Source organism: Tessaracoccus coleopterorum (genome assembly GCF_011174705.1).
Lineage (GTDB): Bacteria > Actinomycetota > Actinomycetes > Propionibacteriales > Propionibacteriaceae > Arachnia > Arachnia coleopterorum.
Genome location: NZ_JAANIJ010000001.1, coordinates 2154675 through 2172144, shown reverse-complemented (window position 1 = coordinate 2172144; position 17470 = coordinate 2154675). Strand labels below are relative to the sequence as shown.

Here is a 17470-nt window from a genome sequence, read left to right as displayed (position 1 = left end):
TGTGCGTGGCCGGCCTCACGCTCCTGGGCGTCCTCTACACGCAGCTGATGCAGCGCGTCGTACACCTCGAGGACACCAACCGCTCGCTCTGGGCGTACACCCGCCGGCTGCTCGACCTCTACTACCGGCACCGCGGCCCCGACTCCCCGGACCCGCCCCACTCCCCGACGACATCTAACGAAAGGCCACACTTCTATGTCTTGGATCCTCGCCCCGTCCCTGGTGCAGCTCCGCACCGAGATCAACCGCCGCTGGCCCGGCCGCTCGAAGGCGCTGGACGGCACCATCGGCGACGCCGCACACCGAGCCCGCGTCTCCGAGCACAATCCCGATGGACTCGGCGTCGTCCGCGCCATGGACATCGACGCATCCGGCATCGGCGTCCAGGAGCTCCTGGACGCCGTCATCGGTGACGACCGCGTGCACTACGTGATCCACAACCGCAAGATCTACTCACGCAGCAACAAGTGGGCCGCGCGGCCCTACTCGGGCGCCTCCAGCCACACCCGCCACGTGCACATCAGTCTCCGCAACCGCACCAGCGAGAAGGCCTCGGCGGCGACGGTCGCGGCCGCCGCGGGCAACACCTCGGCCTGGTTCGCGTCGTCCGCGGCGCCGGGCCTGCCCTCGGCCGGCGGCCGCGGTGAGACCGTGTCGCTGGCCGGCCTCCTGAACGCCGTCCGCGCAGACCCGCCCAAGCCGGGCCAGACGACGACCAACTGGGCCGCGGTACTGCCCGTCGAGCGCGCCCTGGTCGCCGAGGGGCTCCTCACCGCAGCCCTCGCTGACGGCCACTTCGGCACCACCTCGATCGCCGCCTACGCCGCCTGGCAGCGCCGCTGTGGGTACACCGGCCGCGATGCTGACGGCATCCCGGCAAGGCGTCCCTGGAGCGCCTCGGCAAGGCGCACGACTTCACGGTCGTGGCCTGATGGACGCCAAGCAGATCGCCGCTAAGCGCGGCTGGCAGACCCTCGCTGACGGCGCCATCGTCGTCGCCCTGGTCGCCCTCGCCATCCCGCTGATCGAGGCCGTCCAGTCCGCGGCCGGCTGGGCCGACTGGCTGGCCGACTGGCAACGCTGGACCTGGACCGCAGTCCAGGGAGCCATCGTCGCCGGCGGCACCGCCCTGGTCGCCTGGGTCCGCCGGCGGTGGCTCCAGCCAGCCGACCAGGACCCCGCCGGGCCGTCGAGGAGTCCTAGGCCGATCGGGCCGCTGTCGCGACCGCGCTACGTAGCCTTGCTGAGGGCAGGGCTACGTAGCGCTGTGTCGTCGCGACCGAAGCATGTCCCAACATCTGCTGGACGGCGACCAGGTCGCCGGTCGCGGCGTAGACGGTCGTCGCGGCCCTGTGACGCAGCGTGTGCGCTGTCCAGTGCCCGGCGAGTGCCTCGGTCGCAAGTTCGCCGACACGGCGGGCTGATAAGTGGCCGTTGATCCGTCCAGGGAGCATCCAGCCGGCCCGGCAGGCGAGCCGTAGTGTCGAGGCTTGATCGTCGGTCAGTGGGACGTCGCGGTCCTTCCCGCCCTTCCCGTGGACGCGCAGCGTCCAGCCGAGCAGGTCGCGGCTGAGGTCGCTGGCGTTGACCTGGGCTATTTCGGCTCGTCTCATGCCGAGCTCGGCCGCGCAGAGCACGATCAGGGCCAAGCGCCGGTCGTGCTGGTCACGCGCGGCCGCGGCGATCACCTCGTCTGGCGCCGGCCGCGGCATCGGGGGCGTTGGCGCGACCCTCGGCAGTTGCGCGGTGGCATCGACAACGACCAGGCCTTGGGTCAGTGCCCAGCGCCAGAACCCGCGCAGCGACGCGTAGACGCTCCTACGGGTCTCCCGTGACCAGACCTGGACTCCTGCCCACTCGACGACGTCGCCGGCCGTCACGTCCCGCGGGTCACCTCCGAGCGCGCGAGCAGCTCGTCGAAGGTGATCGGTCCGGGTCGCGATCGTCTCCGGCGACCGGCCGGCGGCCACGAGCGATCGCCTCCACATGGCGAGCGGGCCCGCCCACAAAGACGGGACCGGCTTCATTCGAGGATCAGTCATGCTGGAAGCTTCTCGCTGCTACTGATAGCGCTACCTCGCGCCCGGGCAAGCGCCGGACCATAAGTGGGGTACCAACACCATCCCTAGCCCTCCGGCTCGACACCCGAGGCGACCAGGTCCTCGTAAGTGATCCAACGGCCGCAGCCGGTACACCGCCCGAGCAACACGGCCGGGTTGATGCGCCTGGCGCGGGTACGTCGTCCCGAGGGCGTGGTCCACTCAACCTGCCAGACCTCGTCGTCCAGGCCGCAACGCGCGTACCCGTCCCATTGGCCCGAGTCGTAGCGCGTAAGCCGATGCCAGATCGCCTTGCTCATGCCGCTGCCCTGCCGATCGGGACAACGTTCGAGACTCCTAACCAGAAGGTTGGGGTTCGAGTCCCTCCGAGCGCGCAAGCGGTCACCGCAGGTCGGTGACGAAAGAGGTTCCCACGAGGGAGCCTCTTTTTTTCTTGCCCGGGCGCGGGCAGCCGGGGCCGAAGTGCTTCCCGGAAGCCGCCTCGATAGCATCGAGAGCATGACTACCCCACCAACCCGAATGCAAACCTCGACATTTCCAACGCAGCCGGCAAGGGGAGGCCAGCCCGACGCGGCTGGCTGTGGGGGCCTTGCCGTGATTGCCATCACCGCGGCGGTGGTGTACTTCGTGGCGCGACCCGACGCGGACGCCGCCACGCCCTCCCCGCTCCCAGCGCCTCCGCGACTCCGACCGCGACCGAGGCCTCGACGCCCAAGGCAACGCCCACCCGCCGGCGGTCTGGATCTCGGTCGCCTCCGTGCTGCACACCCCGAAGAGGCCATGGAGCAGATGCAGGCGCCTGAAGGGTTCCGCACCCTTGCGGCCGAGTACCTCGCCGGCGACGGCGACGGCTGCACCCCCGAGATCGAGCTCAAGGAGGTCAACCACGCCGGGTTCGTGATCGGCACCAAGGGCGGCGCGGACTGCGGCGGCGCCGCACGCGTCGTCTGGGGCGACACCGGCTCCGGCTGGGCGGAGCTGTTCGCACTCCAGGACGTCATCGCCTGCGAGGAGTTCGCCACGGCCGGGATCCCGCGGGCACCGTCTCGCTCAAGTGCACCGACGCCTCCGGCGACACCACCTACTGAGCCGAGCCGACACCCCTCGGACGACCTGAACGAGTCGGCCGCGCGCACCCGGCGCGCGGCCGATTCGCGTCTGCGAAGTGGCGCCCGGAGGCCAAACCAGAGCCGGTGAGGTCCCCACAAACCGCCTCGATAGCATCGGGCCATGACCGCCCTGACGACCCGTACTCCGGCCTCGACGAGACCCGACCGCCCAGAGGGCGGCCCCGCCGGCTCGGCTGGCTCTGGGAGCCCTGGCCGCCACGGCCCTCACCGCGACGGGGATGTATTTCGTGATGCGGCCCGGCGCCGAGGCCGCCGCGCCCACCCCGGCGCCCACGGTCACCGTCACTGCCACCCCGACACCGACACCGACACCGACCCGGACTCCGACGCCCACGCCCACCCGACGCCCACGCCCACCCCGACGCCCACGCCCACCCGACACCGACCCGCCCAGCGGGATGGATCGGAATGGACGTCATGCTCCACAGCCCGAAGAGGCGTTGAGCCTGGCACAGGCGCCCGAGGGCTTCCGGCAACTCGCGGCCGAGTACCTCGCCGACAACGATGACGGCTGCGCCCCCATGATCTGGGTCACCGACGTGAACCACGCCGGGTTCGTGGTCGGCAGCGACGGATTCGTTGAATGTGGAGGCGGCGGCCACATGGTCTGGGGCGACACCGGCAGCGGGTGGGAGGCGCTGTTCGCGCTCCAGGACGTACTCCCTGCGACGAGTTCGCCGCCGCGGGGATCCCCCAGGCACCAGTTCGCTCGAGTGCTACAACGACTCCGGCGACACCTACTTCTGAGCCGATCCGACCCTCAACGCCCGACACGAAACTCGCGGCCGCTCGCCCATGGGCGAGCGGCCGTGCCGTGTCTGCGCCTCTGGATCCGACGATGGCGGAGGAGGCTCCGACAGGGGCGTCATGTTGTGGCGCCACCCCGTCCAAACCCATGAATATTATTCGTACGAAGTGTTCTTTGTTTGATAAATGAGCCGTGTAACCCCAAGGACAGACCAAACCCGGATCGGAGCGCCCCACGCGAACCTCCGACTCGAAGACCCCCTCTACAAGCTGGTTTACCGCTATCGCCCGACCAGAAACTCGAAAAAACAGGGCGGGCCAACCTCTTCCATTGAAGTTCGATAAGATGTATATTTGGTCCATGGAGGACACGGTCGTCGATGAGCTGCAGAGGTGCTTGGATGCCTCGCTCGCAGACATCGCCGCGCTGGTCTCCTCCCTCCCCCGGAAATGCGGGCTGACGCCGTCAACCGGCTCGGAGGCTTCATCGGCCAGGTCACCGGCGCCCGACTCGATCTCCTCCATGACGCCTACCTGAACGGATCGGCCGCCGACGACGTCCCGGGCAAGCTCCTGGCCTCGTGTCAGATGTCCCGCAGGAAGGCCTTCGCGCAGATCCGTTACGCCGCCGACCTCAACTGCAGCTTCCCGCTGATCGGGCGGGCCCTGCGCGACGGGACGCTGTCCCCGACCAGGCCGAGGCGGTCATCCTCGAACTCAGGAAGGTGCCGCTCGGCGCCGCCCAGATCGAGCAGGCGCAGCTGTGGCTGATCGAGCGCGCCGCGGAGTTCGGCCCGAACAGCTCCGGCAGTTCGCCGCGGGCATCCTCGAGATCCTCGACCCGGAGGCCGCGGAGCAGACCGAGGCCGCGCGGCTCGAGCGCGAGGAACGCCTCGCCCACCGCAACCGACACCTCATCGTCGAACCCGACCACCACGGATCGGTCCGCATCCACGGCCAGGTCACCGCCGTCGTCGGCACCACCCTGATCGCCCAGCTGGACTCGCTGATGCCCTCAGTGTCGTCCTACGGCGACGAGCCGCTCCCACCGTCAAGGGCCACCCGCCGGGCAGACGCGCTCGAGCGCCTCATCGCCGTGGCGGCCACCTCGAGCGAACTCCCGAAAGCGCCGGCGACAGGCCCGCGTCTTCGTCGCGCTCAACTACTCGACCCTCACCGAGGGCATCGGACAGGCCACCCTGACCGACACCGGGCAGCGCATCACCCCGCCACGGTCCGGAGCCTGGCCTGCCATGCCGACCTCATCCCCGCCGTGCTCGGCACCGACTCCCAGCCATTGGACGTGGGACGCGACCACCGCCTCGTCACCAAGGCGATCCGGGCGGCGCTCACCCAGCGCGACAAGGGCTGCGCGTTCCCGCTGTGTGACGCCCCTGCCTCGGCCTGCGAGGCACATCACATCAGGCCCTGGTGGGCGGGCGGCAGGACAAGCATCGACAACATGGTGCTGTTGTGTCCCACCATCACCGGGTCGTGGAGCCCGACCCACACCGGTCGCCCGACTACCAGTGGGTGGTGCGGATCAACCCGTACGACAAGCTCCCGAGTTCCTCCCACCGATCACGGTCGACCCCGACCGGACTCCCCGACGACACCACAGGCACAAGCCCCAGGCAGCAGCCTGCCCTCACCCACACCCGAGCCACCCCGAGGCACAGGGAGTTCGTGTGCTCACCCGCCTGGGTCGCCTGACTCGGGTTGAGAACGCGCCCAGGATTCGAGGGCTCCGGCGGGGTTCGCCGGAGCCCTCGTCGCTGCGCTGATCAGGTGCCGACCGTGCCCCCGTGTTCGGGAGGCCGGGCCGGGCCGGGCGTGACGACGTCGCCGTGGCGCTCGCACCGGACGTCGGCGTCCGGCTCGCGCTGGGCGATGACGTCGGCCCGACGCTCGCGCTCGGCTCCGGCGTCGGGGTCCTGGTCGGCGTCGGCGTCGGCGTCGGCGTGGGCGACGGCGTCGGCGTGGGCGACGGCGACGGCGACGGCGACGGCGTCGGCTCGGCCTCGTCTGCAATCAGCGTGACGAACACGTCTCCGGCCCGGCGTTGGAGAACCCGGCGGGCGCTCCGTAGGTGAGCCCGGCCAGCAGCACCCCGGACGGGCCGGAGGCGGCCATCAGGTTGGCCTCGTCCCACTCGTCGGCGCCGTCGCGCTCCCGGGAGCCGAACTGGTCGATGCCGGACACCTCACCGGCCCGTCGATGGAGAACGTGACGACGTCGACGCCGCCCGGTTCTCCCCATCGCCCGTACGTGGTCGCGATGGCGAGCGCCCGCCGCCGGGGTGGCGACGATCGCCGCGCCCGGTCGTCGGTGGAGGTGCCGAGCTGACGCACCCAGGTCGGCCCGGCGGCCCGTGCGGCCGCGCCGTCGGAGAAGGCGGCGACGAAGATGTCGTTGTCGCCGAGCGACTCCTCACCCAGCACACCCTTCGTATGGCCGATCGCCAACACCGTGCCGTCGGAGAGCGCGGCGACGCCGCTGACCTGCTCGTTGGCCCGGTAGCGGCGGTCCGCAGCCAGCTTCGCTCGCCGGTTGCGGTGTAGGAGGCGACCCAGCCGTCACCGGAACCCTGCGCCTCCAGGCCCGGCAGCCCACCGGTCGCGATCCCGCCGACGGCGACCCCGCCGCCCGCAGCAGCGCGGCGCCGAAGCCCTTGTCCTCTCCGGGGCCGCCGAACTGATCGCCCCACATCAGCTCCGCGTCACCGCTGACGCGGGCCACGACGTTGTCCTTGTCACCGGCCGGTTCGGCCGCACCGATCCGCCCCGACGTGTAGCCCGTCAGGTAGAGGCCACCGGCGCCGTCGGGAGCGACCCGTAGGCGCGGTCGGCGGCCGCCGGGTCGCCGAACTGCAGGAACGGGCCGGGCGTGCCGTCGGCGGAGAGCGAGGCCACCACGATGTCGTCGGACGGCGCACCTCCCGCCCGCTCGACCACACCCCGCGGGTGTAGCCCGCCACCAGCACCGCCCGTCCGCGCCCTCGACGACGCCGTAGGCCCGGTCGTTGCCTGCCGTGCCGAGGGTGCGGCGCCACTGCTCGACGCCGTCGGGGCCGCGGCGGATCACGACGATGTCGAGGCCGCCGAGCGGTTCGTGGCCCTCCATGGCGCCGTCGGCGTTGATGACGACGGTGGTCGAACCGTCGGCGTGTTCCAGCACCCCGCCCGCGCGGTCATCGCCCGGGGCACCGAACAGCTCCGCCTCCCACTGGGCGGCCGGTGCGGTGCGCAGCCGCGACGCGATGTCGACGATGCCCTCCCGGAAACCGGGCTGCCAGACGTCCCAGTCGTGGCCGCCGTCCATGATGCGCAGCTCGGCCGTGATGCCGGGCACCCGGCGGGCGGTGTTGTAGAGCTGGGCCGATTCGAAGTCGATGTCGTTGTGGGCCTCGGCCGGGTCGGGGTTGGGCCACTCGTCGTCGCCGACGGCGATGAACAGGTGCACCGGCTGGGCCGGATCGAGCTCCTCGAGGGCCCGGCCGTAGCTCAGCTCCTCGTAGCGCGCCGCATCGAAGAGGGCGTTGCCGACGCCGTAGGCGCCGTAGTCGCGGGTCGACGAGTCGGCCGGCGGCTGCGGCGTGTAGACGGCGGGCTGAGCACGAGACCTGCGGAGAAGTCCTCCTGGTGTGCGAGCGCGAACCGCAGGGTGCCCGCCCGCCCATCGAGTAGCCGCCGACCGCGCGGCCCTCACGGTCGTCGACCGTGCGGAACGTCGCGTCGATGTGGTCGACGAGGTCGACGGCGAGCGCCGTCTCCACCGCGACCCCGGGCCCGCTCGCCGCGGGGCCCGTGTAGGCGGAGTCCGTGTACCAGTTGCCACGGTCGTTCCAGGGCGAGTCGGGCATCACGGCGATGATCGGCTGGATGTCGCCCGCGGCGATCAGTTCGTCGAGGTCACCGGCGATCCGCTGCCAGGCGGCCTGCGTGTCGCCGCGGCCGTGCAGCAGGTAGATGACGGGGTACTCGGCGTCGCCGGCCGCGTAGCCGGGCGGGAGGTACACGCTGTAGTCGACGGCGCCGGCGGCGGTGCCCTCGACGCGTCCGCTCACTATCTCGCCGGCGCTGGGTGTCGCCGGGCCGGAGGTGAGGACGGCGGCGGTCGCCACGGTGAGGCCGACGACGAGCGCGCCCGCCGTCAGCCCTCTCCAGATGCTGCGTCTCATGGGTGGGGTTCCCCTCTACTCGATCGTCGATCGGGCGGCATTGCCCGCGGGCGTCCGGGGACGAGGGCCGGGGTCGCCGCTTCGCGGCCCGGGAGTGGTTCACCCGAGCCGGTGGGCCAGGGCGAGGGTGTGGCGGGCCGACTCGACCATGGCGAGGTCGAGGAAGGTCCCGTCGGCGAGTTGCAGGGCGCCGGTCCCGGAGGAGACGGCGCCCTCGATCCGCTCGAGCACGAGGCGTGCGCGGGCGGTCTCGTCGTCCGTGGGGCGGAAGGCCTCCCGGATCGTTTCGAGTTGGTGGGGTGGATGGCGCTGCGGCCGAGGAAGCCGCGGGAGCGACCCGTGCGGCAGCTCGCGGCGAGCCCGTCGAGGTCGGTGACGTGGGTCCAGGCCGACATCAGCGGCGACGGCAGCCCGGCGGCCCTGGCCGCGTTGACGACGCGGCCGCGGCCCAGTCGAGGCCCTCGTCGGCGGTGACGCGGAGGTCGGCGCGCAGGTCGGTCTCCCCATCCCGAGGCTCAGCACCTGCGGGCACCGGGCCAGATCGAAGGCGTGCTCGATGCCGAGCGCCGACTCGAGCAGCAGGTGCAGCCCGCGGCCGGGGAGCCGGGTGGCGAGCGCGGTGACGACGTCGACCGACTCGGCCTTCGGGATCCGTGCCCCGACCCAGGGTGGCAGTTGCGCGACGGCGTCGACGTCGGCGTCGTGCCACGGGGTGCCGGGTGCGTTGACCCGCACCTGGACGTGGAACGCCCCGGGCACGGCGGCAGCGACGAGGCCCGGGATCGACCCGAGCGTGGCGCGCGCCGCGTCCTTCGAGGCGGGGCGACCGCGTCCTCGAGGTCGACGAACACGCCGTCGGCGCCGCTGGCCAGCGCCTTCGCGATCCGGTCCGGGCGGTCGGCCGGCACGTACAGCGGCGCGACCGGCATCCCACTCATACCGCCCCTCCCCCGCAGCTCGGCTATCCGGGCGGCGTCGTAGCCGAGTTCGGCGAGGACGGCGTCGGTGTCGGCCCGTGGGCACGGCCCGTGTGGGCGATCACCCCGTCGTTGTCGGAAAGCCGGAACAGCGGGCCCTGCATCAGCATCGGCCCAGCTCCTCATCGTCGATCTCGTGGATGGTGCCCAGCGCCCGGAACTGCGGATCGGCGACGATGTCGTCGGCGTTGTAGATGGGGGCTACGGCGGCCTGCGCCTCCTCGAAGGCGGCGATCACCTCGTCGCGGCTGCGCTGCCTGATCCAGGAGCCGACGGCGTCGTCGAGGATGTCGGCGTGCCGGGCGCGGTCGGCGCCGCGCGCGAACCAGGGCTCGTCGATCAGCTCGGGCCGGCCCACGAGGCGCATCACGCGCTCGGCGATCGACTGCGCCGATGTGGAGACGGCGACCCAGCGGCCGTCGGCGGTGCGGTAGGTGTTGCGGGGCGCGTTGTTGACCGACCGGTTGCCGGTGCGCGGCTGGACGGTGTGCAACTGGTCCCAGCGGGTGATCTGCGGGCCGAGCATCGCGAGGATCGGTTCGATGATGGCGGTGTCGACCACCTGGCCCCGGCCGGACGCCTCCCTGGCGTGCAGCGCGACCATGACGGCGTACGCGGTGGCGAGCGAGGCGATGCCGTCTGCCAGGCCGAAGGGCGGGAGGGTCGGCGGCCCGTCGGGCTCACCGGTGGTGGCCGCGAAGCCGCTCATCGCCTCCGCGAGCGTGCCGAACCCGGGCCGCGAGCGCATGGGCCCGAACTGCCCGAACCCGGTCACCCGGGCAAGCACCAGCCGCGGGTTGCGATCGTGCAGCACGTCGGGGCCGAGGCCCCAGCGCTCGAGGGTTCCGGGCCGGAAGTTCTCGATCACCACGTCGGCGGTCGCGGCGAGCCGCAGGAACGCGTCGCGGCCGCCGTCGCTGTTCAGGTTGATCGTCACGGTGCGCTTGTTGCGGCCGAGCGTCTTCCACCACAGGTTGACGCCGTCCTTCGCGACGCCGTGCCCGCGGGAGGGGTCGGGCCGCGTCGGGTGCTCGACCTTGATCACGTCGGCGCCCATGTCGCCGAGGTGCATGGCGGCCATCGGGCCCGCGAACAGCGTCGAGGCGTCGACGACGCGCAGGCCGTGCAGCGCGCCGCGGGCGGGATCGGTGCCGGTGCTCATCGCGGCTGCTTCCCGTCGAATGCGATCCGGAACCCGACGGTGGGGCCGCGGTCGAGCCCGAATCCGGGCCGCAGGTATTTCACCGACACCTCGGGCGGGTGGACGCCACCCTCGACGTACCAGTCGGACCCTTCCGCCAGGTAGTGGCTGCCGCCCTTCAGCATCAGGAACCGGGTGCGGCCGTCGCTGTGCTCCGACTCGGTCCAGTTCCACACCTCGGGCGTGCCGCGGCGGAACCCGGGCAGGCCGGCGGCGAGCTGCCACTCGTCCTCCGTGGGGAGCCTGCCGCCGCGCCACTCGCAGTAGGCACGGGCGTCGTCGAGGCCGACGTACGTGACGGGCTCTCCCACCTGCTCCGCGGTGGGGGCACCGTCGACCCAGTGCGCGAGCAGTCGCGCGTCGGAGCCCGGGCGCCACCCGGAGTCGGCGAGGAACTCGGCGAACTCGGCGTTGGTCACCTCAGTGGCCGAGACGGCCACCGACGTGTCGAGCATCACCTCGCGCTGCAGCGTGCGGGCGTCGTGCAGGCGCGGCACCAGCGGCTTCCACTCGTCGACGTACGGCGCGCCCTGGTACATACCCGTCTCCCGGGCGCGGTAGCGGACGGTGAGCACGTGCTCCCCGCGGGGACGACCACGCGCTCCGCGGGCGGCGGGCCGAACCGGCGCCTCGGCTCGACGCGGCGGGCGATGCGGTGCGGGAACGACGCGTCGGCCACCGGCGGCTGCGCGTCCAGCTCGACGGCCAGGTCGGAGAGCCAGCGCGGCAGGCCCGCGTCGGCCGCGATGAGGACGGCGGCGGCGACCCGCGGGCCGGCACCAGGATCCGGCCGCCCTCTGCGGCGCCGCGGTCGGTCAGGGGATCGCGCCGGGCACGACGAGGCCGAGGTAGTCGGTGTCGCCGCGGTTGACGAGCGTGTAGAGCCGGACGGGGCCCTCGGTCCAGGCGGAGGCGTAGACGCCGGCCGCCTCGGCCTCGTCGGAGAGCCGCGCCAGCGGCATCCAGTCGCCGCGCTGCAGCAGGTCGGCGGCGGCGCGCTGGACGGTCAGCATCCGCTTCAGGGTGGCCGCGTCGCGGGCGTTCCAGCCGACCCAGACCCCGAAGACCACCTCCCACACCATCATCCCGACGCCGTTGAGCCAGGCCGACTGCAGTTCCTCGGAGTGGTCGCGGTGCCAGCGGCGGATGTGGTGCTGCATGTGACGGCGCTCGAACCAGTGCGCGCGGAGCACCCCGGGCACGGGCGAGTCGGCGAAGAACTGCGCCCACGAGGTGGAGTGGTCGGCGATCCGCTCGACCGGCAGCTTCGACTCGCCCTCCAGCACGATGCCGGGCCGGGCGGCCTCGAGGCGGGCCACCAGCTCGGGGTCGGCCTTCTTGAGCGTGTCGAGGAAGACGCCGTCGGCGCCGAGGTCGCGCACGAGCGCGGCGAGTTCGGTGAGGTCGTCGTCGCCGCGGCGGGTGCCGGTGTCCCAGGGGTTGTAGTCGACGAAGACGCGGACGCCGAGTTGGTGGAGCCGGGCGACCAGCCCGACGATGCCGGGCACCTCGCGGTAGTGGTCCCACTGGTTGCGGTCGTCGAGCCCGATGATCGGGTAGGCGTGCCACAGGACGACGGCGTCGAGGCCGCCGAGGCGCTCGTGGGCGTCGTCGAGGAAGCGCTCCGGCGTGAATCGGCCCTCCTCGAAGGAGTAGAACAGTTCATCCCACAGCCACACCTGGGCCACGGCGTGGCAGGTGGCGGCCCACGCGGCCCGGGCCGGTCGTAGGCGGCGCCGTCGAAGCCGTGGCGGGCGCGCGCGTCGTCGCGCCACCGGTGCAGGGTGGCCCGCCACGCGTCGCGCTCCTCGACCCGCGGCGGGCCGACGAAGATCTTGGCCTCGTCGAGGGCCACGAGGTCCACCTCGCCCGTCGGCACCTGGGTCGGCAGGTCGATGGGCCGCGGCACAAGCGGATCGAATGCGTACATGTCGCCCTTCCTACCGGCCCGCGAGCGCGACGGTGCGCGCCGCAAGGTCGGCTATCTGCTGCGGGCCGCCCGGCATCGACGTGTCGATGCGGCCCTTGAGCGGCGCCGTCCACCGCTCCCCGATGCCGTCGACCCGAGCAGCGCGCCCGCGACGGCCCCGACGGTGGCCCCGGCGGAGTCGGTGTCCCAGCCAGCGGTGACGGCGAGCGACACGGAGCGACCGAAGTCGCTCCCGCCGGCGGCCAGCGCGTAGGCGATCGTCGCGGCGTTGTTGAGGACGTGCACCCAGTGCAGATGGCCGTAGGCGTCGTGCAGGGCGTCGAGGGCTGCGCGGACGCCGTCCTCGCTCAGGTCGTTCCGGGCGGCCTCCGCGCGGCCGAGCGCGATGGCCCGGGCGAGCGCACTGTCGGGCGGCACGACCGTGGAGGCGAGGTCGAGTGCCTCGTCGATGGAGCCGGCGACCATGGCCGCCGACCCGAGGGCCGCGGCCCACATGGCGCCGTAGATGCCGTTGCGGGTGTGGCTGAGCCGCGCGTCGCGCCAGGCGAGCTCCGCAGCCGCGAGCGGGTCTCCGGGGCGGATCCAGCCGAACACGTCGGTGCGGATCAGCGCGCCGATCCACTCGCGGAACGGGTTCTGGTGGGTCGCCGTCTCCGGGACGGGCCGCGCCTCGAGGATGTTGCGCAGCGCAATCCGTTCGGCCGTGAACACCCGCCCGGCGGGCAGGTTCTCCAGCCAGAGTTGGGCGACGTCGTCGGTGTCGAAGCCGACGCCGTGGCGTTCCAGCAGCGCGAGGGCGAGGATCGGGTAGTTGAGGTCGTCGTCCTCGGGCATCCCGTCGATGTTCTCCTCCAGCGACGTCGGGCGGGAGCGCCGGTTCCACGGCCAGCGGGCGGCGACGTCGTCGGGAAGGCCGATCCCGGTGAACCAGCGGTCGAGCGGCCAACGCCCGGTCGCGCGCAGGATCTCCTCGATGCCCCGGCGGGGGATCTTCTCGACGGGCTTTCCGAGCAGGCAGCCCGCCGCGCGCCCCGTCCAGGCGCCGAGCACCCGCGCGCCGAGGTCGGCGGGCTCCGGTCGGACGGCGCGCCCGGGCAGCAGGGCGACGATCGCGTCCCAGTCGTCGGGCTCCCCGGCGCCGGGGCGACGGGCAACGCGTCGAGTTCCGCGATGAGGTCGCGGGCCAGCGCCCGCAGTTCGGGCGTGGCAGGCACGGGTCCCGCGCCGCTGACCACCGGCGTCGGGTCTCCCCGGCCGCGACCCAGCGGGCGCGGATGTCGGCGGTGTCGCGGCCCTCGGCGTCCGACTGGACCAGCTCGTGGGCGAGCAGGTCCTCGGGCTGCGCCCAGGTCAGCCTCACGCCGTCGCCCCCGCGATGCGGTCGAAGCGGGCGAGTCGCTCCTCTGCGCGGAGCCGGTCGGCCTCCACCAGCTCGGCGGCCACCTCGGCCATCAGGGCGCCGGTGGCCCGGATGTCCATCCGGCTGGCGCGCTCGATCTCGTCGAGCCACTCCTCGGGAACGACCCCGGTGCCGCCGAGGCCGGCGCACACCGCCCCGGCCATGACGGCGATGGAGTCGGCGTCGCGGCCGTAGTTGACGGCGCCGAGGATGGCCTCCCGGAAGTCGCCGCTGTGGGCCACGATGAAGCCGACGGCGACGGGAAGCTCCTCGATCGCCTTGGTGCGCGACGGGCGGCGCGCGTCCATCGACATCTGGCGGTACTCGGGCCGACCGAGTCGTACGGGGCGACCGCCTCCCGGATCGCGCGGGCGAGCGCGCGGCGCTGCCCGTCGTCGGCGGGAGCCGCGTTGGCGGCCCCGGCGGCCGCGCAGGCCTCGATGGCGGCGCGGGTGCCGTCGTGCGAGAGCCGCAGGGCGGCGTCCACCACGTCGCCGACGGTGGCGCCGGGCGCGACGGAGGCCGCGACCATGGCCGCGAACACGGCGGCCGCCTCCCGGCCGTAGCTCGACTGGTGCGCCCCGGCGACGTCGATCGCCTCGGCGTAGGCCGCGTCCGGGTCGCCCGGGTTGGCCAACCCGATCGGCGCCATGTACATCGCGGCACCGCAGTTGACGACGTTGCCGACGCCCGCCTCGCGGGGGTCGACGTGACCGTAGTGGAGCCGTGCGACGAGCCACTTCTCGGCGAGGAAGACGCGCTGCAGGATGAGCGCCTCGGCCTCGAGCTCGGGGATCCAGCGCGGCTCCCCGATCATCAGCGGCACCAGGTCCTCCGCGACGGCGTACGCGTCGAGGTGGGTGCGGCGCCGGGCGTAGACCTCGACGAGCAGCCTCGTCATCAGGGTGTCGTCGGTGATGTGACCGTCGCCCTTGTGGTAGGGCGCGATCGGGCGGGCGGTGCGCCAGTCCTCGAACCAGGGCCCGACGATGCCGGTGACCCTCCCACCGTGGCGCTCCTCGATCTGTTCGGGCGTCCAGCCCTCGATCGCGCCGCCGAGGGCGTCCCCGACCGCCGCTCCCGTGATGACCGCGGTGCAGCGGTCCTGCAGCCAGCTCACTGTCAGACTCCTAACTCATGGGCAGGGCGGCCGCTCCCCCGGCGCGGCCGCCCCACGATCACCGGTTGACCTGGTCCCAGCCCGACTTCAGCTCATCGGCGAGCCCCGCGGCGTCGATCTCGTTCGCCTGGAACTTCTGGAACGCGGGGTGGCCACCGTGTCCTTCCACTGAGCGTAGGTGTCGACGAACAGGTACGGGCGCTGGTCATGTGCTTTCCCGACTTCAGGATGTTGTCCCACCCGGTCTCACCCGCCATCTCCGCGGCGAGCGCCTCCTGGGCGGAGGTGGTGGCGGGATCAGCGCGTCGGCCTTGTTGATCGCGGCGAGGTTGTCGGTGGAGGTGAAGTACTCGATGAACTTGACCGACTCGGCGATGTGCTCCGAGTCCACGTTGACCGAGAGGGTCTGCGGGTTGGCGGCCTGGTCGGCGCCCGCCGGCCCTCGAGGGGAGGCAGGACCGTCCACTCCATGTCGGCCGGCGCGTCGTTGGCGACGTTGGCGGCCTGGAAGGACCCTGGATCGTCATGGCGATCTGGCCGTCGTAGAAGTACGGGAGCGTCTTGCCGCCGGAGAGGGTCAGGGTCACCGGCAGCAGCGACTTGTCGGTGTAGGTCATCTCGTGGACCAGCGTCGGGAGAGCCAGCTCGGCGTCGCCGACGGTGATCGTCGCGTCGCTGCCGGTGCCGTCGAACCAGGTGCCGCCGAATCCGGGCGACATCGCCATCATGGCGGCGGTCGGGCTCGCGAGGCCCCAGCCGAGGCCGGTGACGCCGTTGGCGGTGGCCTTCTTCGCCATCTCACGCAGCTGGTCCCACGTCATGGTGTCGCCGGTCGGGATCTCGATCCCGGCGGCGGTGAGCAGCTTGGTGTTGGCGAAAACCATGTAGGACTGCAGCTCGGTCGGGTAGCCGACGATCTGGTCGTCGACGGTGACCGTCTTGAGGATGCCCTCGGGGATGTCTGCCTTGTGGTCGGCGGACATGTGCTCCGTCAGGTCGGCCAGGTAGCCGTCACGGGCGAAGGGCACGATGCTCGCGGCCTCGTAGTGGATGACGTCGGGCGCGGCGCCGCCGTTGAACTGCGTGATGAGCTTGTCGTAGATGCCGTCCCAGCCTGCGGGGACGATCTCGACCTGGATGGACGGGTTGTCCGCGTTCCAGGTGTCGACGATCTGCTTGGTCACCTCGATGGCGGCCGGCTGGTCGGAGAGGGACTGGAAGGTCAGGTTCACCGGCTCCGCGGGGGCGGTCGCGCTCTCGCTCGGTGCGCCCGTGGGGCTGCCGGTGGCCTCGGGTTCGGTGGACCCGCACGCCGTGAGGGCGAGGGCGGCCACGGTGAGGCCTGCGACTATGGAGGCTCCACTTCGCTTCATGATCTGAGTTCCTTTCGTGAGGGATGGGTGGGACTCGTAGGGACGGGTGGGATCAGCCCTTCACCGCGCCGGCCATCAGGCCGCGGGTGAGCTTGCGCTGCATGATCGAGAAGAAGACGATGCTGGGGATCGCCGCCAGCACGGAGCCTGCGGCGAGCGGGCCGAGCGCCACCTTGCCCTCGCCGCCGACGAACATCTTCAGCGTGATGGGCAGGGTGTAGTTCTCGGGGACTGCAGGAGCACGAGGGCGAAGAAGAACTCGTTCCAGCTGGACACGAACGAGAACATCGCGGTGGCGACGACGCCGGGCACCAGCAGCGGGAAGACGATCCGGGCGAGCACCTGGAGCCGACCCGCGCCGTCGACCGAGCCCGCCTCCTCGAGGTCGACGGGGATGCCCATCACGTAGCCCTGCATCATCCACAGGGCGAACGGCAGGGTGTAGGTGGTGTGGACGAGCGTCAGGCCGACGAGCGAGTCGGTCAGGTTCAGGGTGCGCAGGATGAGGAACAGCGGAAGGATGATCAGGATCACAGGGAACACCTGGCTGACCAGGATCCAGCCGATGCCGACGGTGCGGACCTTGCCCTTCAGCCGCGCCAGCACGTAGGCGGCGGGCATGGCGATGAGGATCACGAGCGCGGTGGAGCCGAGCGCCACCAGCGCGGAGTTGACGGCCGACGGCACGAGCCCCTGCCGCTCGAGGGCGAGCGGGTAGTTGGCCCACGTGAAGTCCCGCGGGATCAGGCTGATGGCGAGCGAGTTCAGCTCCGCGGACGACTTGAAGCTGGCCGAGATGAGCCACAGCAGCGGGAAGCCGAGGAAGACGATGTAGGCGAGCAGCGCCACGTACTGGGCTGTGCGGGTGAAGACACGCATCACTTCTCCCCTCGTGGGTCGGCGTCCTGCCGGAACTGCGACCACAGGTAGACGGCGAGCAGCGCCACCACGACCACAACGAGCACGACACCCATGGCGGCGGCGTAGCCGATGTTGCGGTTCTTGAACGCCTCGAGGTAGGTGAACAGCATCGGCAGCATGGTCTTGCCGCCCGGCCCACCCTCGGTGAGGACGTAGACAAGCGAGAACGAGTTGAAGTTCCAGATGAAGTTCAGCGACGTGATCGACGTGACGATGGGGCGAAGGCTCGGCCAGGTGACCGAGCGGAAGCGCTGCCAGGCGTTGGCGCCGTCGACCGAGGCGGCCTCGTTCAGCTCGTCGGGGATCTGCTGCAGGCCTGCCAGCAGGGTCACGGTGGTCTGCGGCATGCCGACCCAGACGCCCACCAGGATCACCGCGGGCAGCGCCGTCGAGAAGTCGGCGAGCCAGTTCGTCTCCGAGGGCAGCCCCATC

20 protein-coding genes and 3 pseudogenes are annotated in these 17470 nt (G+C 71.9%); 6 read left to right on the top strand and 17 right to left on the bottom strand.

Going from position 1 to position 17470, the window contains the following annotated elements; all coding sequences use genetic code 11:
• Positions 1–222 precede the first annotated feature (222 nt).
• Entirely contained in the window at positions 223–957 is a 735-nt protein-coding gene (locus tag G7085_RS13925; RefSeq protein ID WP_197511443.1) for a hypothetical protein, read from the top strand.
• A gap of 242 nt (positions 958–1199) precedes the next feature.
• On the opposite strand, the gene G7085_RS13920 is transcribed toward G7085_RS13925, so the two are convergent.
• Complete coding sequence (locus G7085_RS13920; RefSeq protein WP_197511442.1) at positions 1200–1880, bottom strand: tyrosine-type recombinase/integrase; 681 nt, start codon at positions 1878–1880, stop codon at positions 1200–1202.
• Positions 1881–2849: 969 nt separating this feature from the next.
• Between G7085_RS13920 and G7085_RS13915 the strand changes: the two genes are divergently transcribed.
• The 5 genes from G7085_RS13915 (at position 2850) to G7085_RS13895 (ending at position 6030) form a co-directional block, all read left to right on the top strand.
• Positions 2850–3257, top strand: coding sequence for a hypothetical protein (locus G7085_RS13915; protein ID WP_197511441.1), 408 nt, complete (start codon positions 2850–2852; stop codon positions 3255–3257).
• Between the two features lie 518 nt (positions 3258–3775).
• Entirely contained in the window at positions 3776–3937 is a 162-nt protein-coding gene (locus tag G7085_RS13910) for a hypothetical protein (RefSeq protein WP_197511440.1), read from the top strand.
• 450 nt (positions 3938–4387) lie between these two features.
• The gene (locus tag G7085_RS13905) at positions 4388–4708 is read left to right on the top strand and encodes a hypothetical protein (protein ID WP_197511439.1); all 321 of its coding nucleotides are present in this window, start codon (positions 4388–4390) and stop codon (positions 4706–4708) included.
• Positions 4701–5660: an HNH endonuclease signature motif containing protein gene (locus G7085_RS32730; RefSeq protein ID WP_197511438.1), complete on the top strand. Its 960-nt coding sequence runs from the start codon at positions 4701–4703 to the stop codon at positions 5658–5660. The genes G7085_RS13905 and G7085_RS32730 overlap by 8 nt, the downstream gene beginning before the upstream one ends.
• Before the next feature lie 124 nt (positions 5661–5784).
• The gene (locus G7085_RS13895) at positions 5785–6030 is read left to right on the top strand and encodes a hypothetical protein (RefSeq protein ID WP_197511437.1); all 246 of its coding nucleotides are present in this window, start codon (positions 5785–5787) and stop codon (positions 6028–6030) included.
• Between the two features lie 39 nt (positions 6031–6069).
• Here G7085_RS13895 and G7085_RS13890 read toward each other — a convergent pair whose 3' ends face one another.
• The 16 genes and pseudogenes from G7085_RS13890 to G7085_RS26295 all read right to left on the bottom strand — a co-directional run bounded on the left by G7085_RS13890 (position 6070) and on the right by G7085_RS26295 (position 17469).
• Complete coding sequence (locus G7085_RS13890; RefSeq protein WP_197511436.1) at positions 6070–6402, bottom strand: hypothetical protein; 333 nt, start codon at positions 6400–6402, stop codon at positions 6070–6072.
• Complete coding sequence (locus tag G7085_RS26305) at positions 6368–7645, bottom strand: hypothetical protein (protein WP_231979522.1); 1278 nt, start codon at positions 7643–7645, stop codon at positions 6368–6370. Before G7085_RS26305 ends, G7085_RS13890 begins: the two co-directional genes overlap by 35 nt.
• Positions 7646–7667: 22 nt before the next feature.
• Positions 7668–8117 (bottom strand): annotated as a pseudogene (locus G7085_RS35050) (alpha/beta hydrolase); the annotation flags it as partial.
• 99 nt (positions 8118–8216) lie between these two features.
• Entirely contained in the window at positions 8217–8876 is a 660-nt protein-coding gene (locus G7085_RS13880; RefSeq protein WP_197511434.1) for a CoA ester lyase, read from the bottom strand.
• A 202-nt stretch (positions 8877–9078) separates the two neighbouring features.
• Positions 9079–9204 carry a hypothetical protein gene (locus G7085_RS36355; protein WP_269451869.1) on the bottom strand — a complete coding sequence of 42 codons (126 nt, stop codon included), beginning with the start codon at positions 9202–9204 and terminating at the stop codon, positions 9079–9081.
• Entirely contained in the window at positions 9198–10256 is a 1059-nt protein-coding gene (locus G7085_RS13875) for a CaiB/BaiF CoA transferase family protein (RefSeq protein ID WP_231979521.1), read from the bottom strand. The genes G7085_RS36355 and G7085_RS13875 overlap by 7 nt, the downstream gene beginning before the upstream one ends.
• On the bottom strand, positions 10253–10870 hold the full coding sequence (locus tag G7085_RS13870) for a formylglycine-generating enzyme family protein (protein ID WP_197511433.1): 618 nt from the start codon (positions 10868–10870) through the stop codon (positions 10253–10255). Before G7085_RS13870 ends, G7085_RS13875 begins: the two co-directional genes overlap by 4 nt.
• A gap of 240 nt (positions 10871–11110) precedes the next feature.
• A complete protein-coding gene (locus G7085_RS13865; protein ID WP_197511432.1) occupies positions 11111–11974 on the bottom strand; it encodes a hypothetical protein in 864 nt (287 codons plus the stop codon).
• 302 nt (positions 11975–12276) lie between these two features.
• Positions 12277–13275 carry an ADP-ribosylglycohydrolase family protein gene (locus G7085_RS13860; protein WP_331715675.1) on the bottom strand — a complete coding sequence of 333 codons (999 nt, stop codon included), beginning with the start codon at positions 13273–13275 and terminating at the stop codon, positions 12277–12279.
• A gap of 306 nt (positions 13276–13581) precedes the next feature.
• Positions 13582–13704, bottom strand: a complete 123-nt coding sequence (locus G7085_RS30535; RefSeq protein ID WP_269452264.1) for a hypothetical protein — start codon at positions 13702–13704, stop codon at positions 13582–13584.
• 90 nt (positions 13705–13794) lie between these two features.
• Positions 13795–13932 (bottom strand): annotated as a pseudogene (locus G7085_RS30530) (ADP-ribosylglycohydrolase family protein); the annotation flags it as partial.
• A 149-nt stretch (positions 13933–14081) separates the two neighbouring features.
• A pseudogene (locus G7085_RS13855) lies at positions 14082–14744 on the bottom strand (ADP-ribosylglycohydrolase family protein); the annotation flags it as partial.
• A 92-nt stretch (positions 14745–14836) separates the two neighbouring features.
• A complete protein-coding gene (locus tag G7085_RS13850; RefSeq protein ID WP_197511431.1) occupies positions 14837–16117 on the bottom strand; it encodes an ABC transporter substrate-binding protein in 1281 nt (426 codons plus the stop codon).
• A gap of 52 nt (positions 16118–16169) precedes the next feature.
• A complete protein-coding gene (locus tag G7085_RS26300) occupies positions 16170–16313 on the bottom strand; it encodes a hypothetical protein (protein ID WP_231979520.1) in 144 nt (47 codons plus the stop codon).
• Between the two features lie 2 nt (positions 16314–16315).
• Positions 16316–16996, bottom strand: a complete 681-nt coding sequence (locus G7085_RS13845) for a carbohydrate ABC transporter permease (RefSeq protein WP_231979519.1) — start codon at positions 16994–16996, stop codon at positions 16316–16318.
• Positions 16996–17469, bottom strand: coding sequence for a carbohydrate ABC transporter permease (locus G7085_RS26295; protein ID WP_231979518.1), 474 nt, complete (start codon positions 17467–17469; stop codon positions 16996–16998). Before G7085_RS26295 ends, G7085_RS13845 begins: the two co-directional genes overlap by 1 nt.
• Between the last annotated feature and the right edge of the window lies 1 nt (position 17470).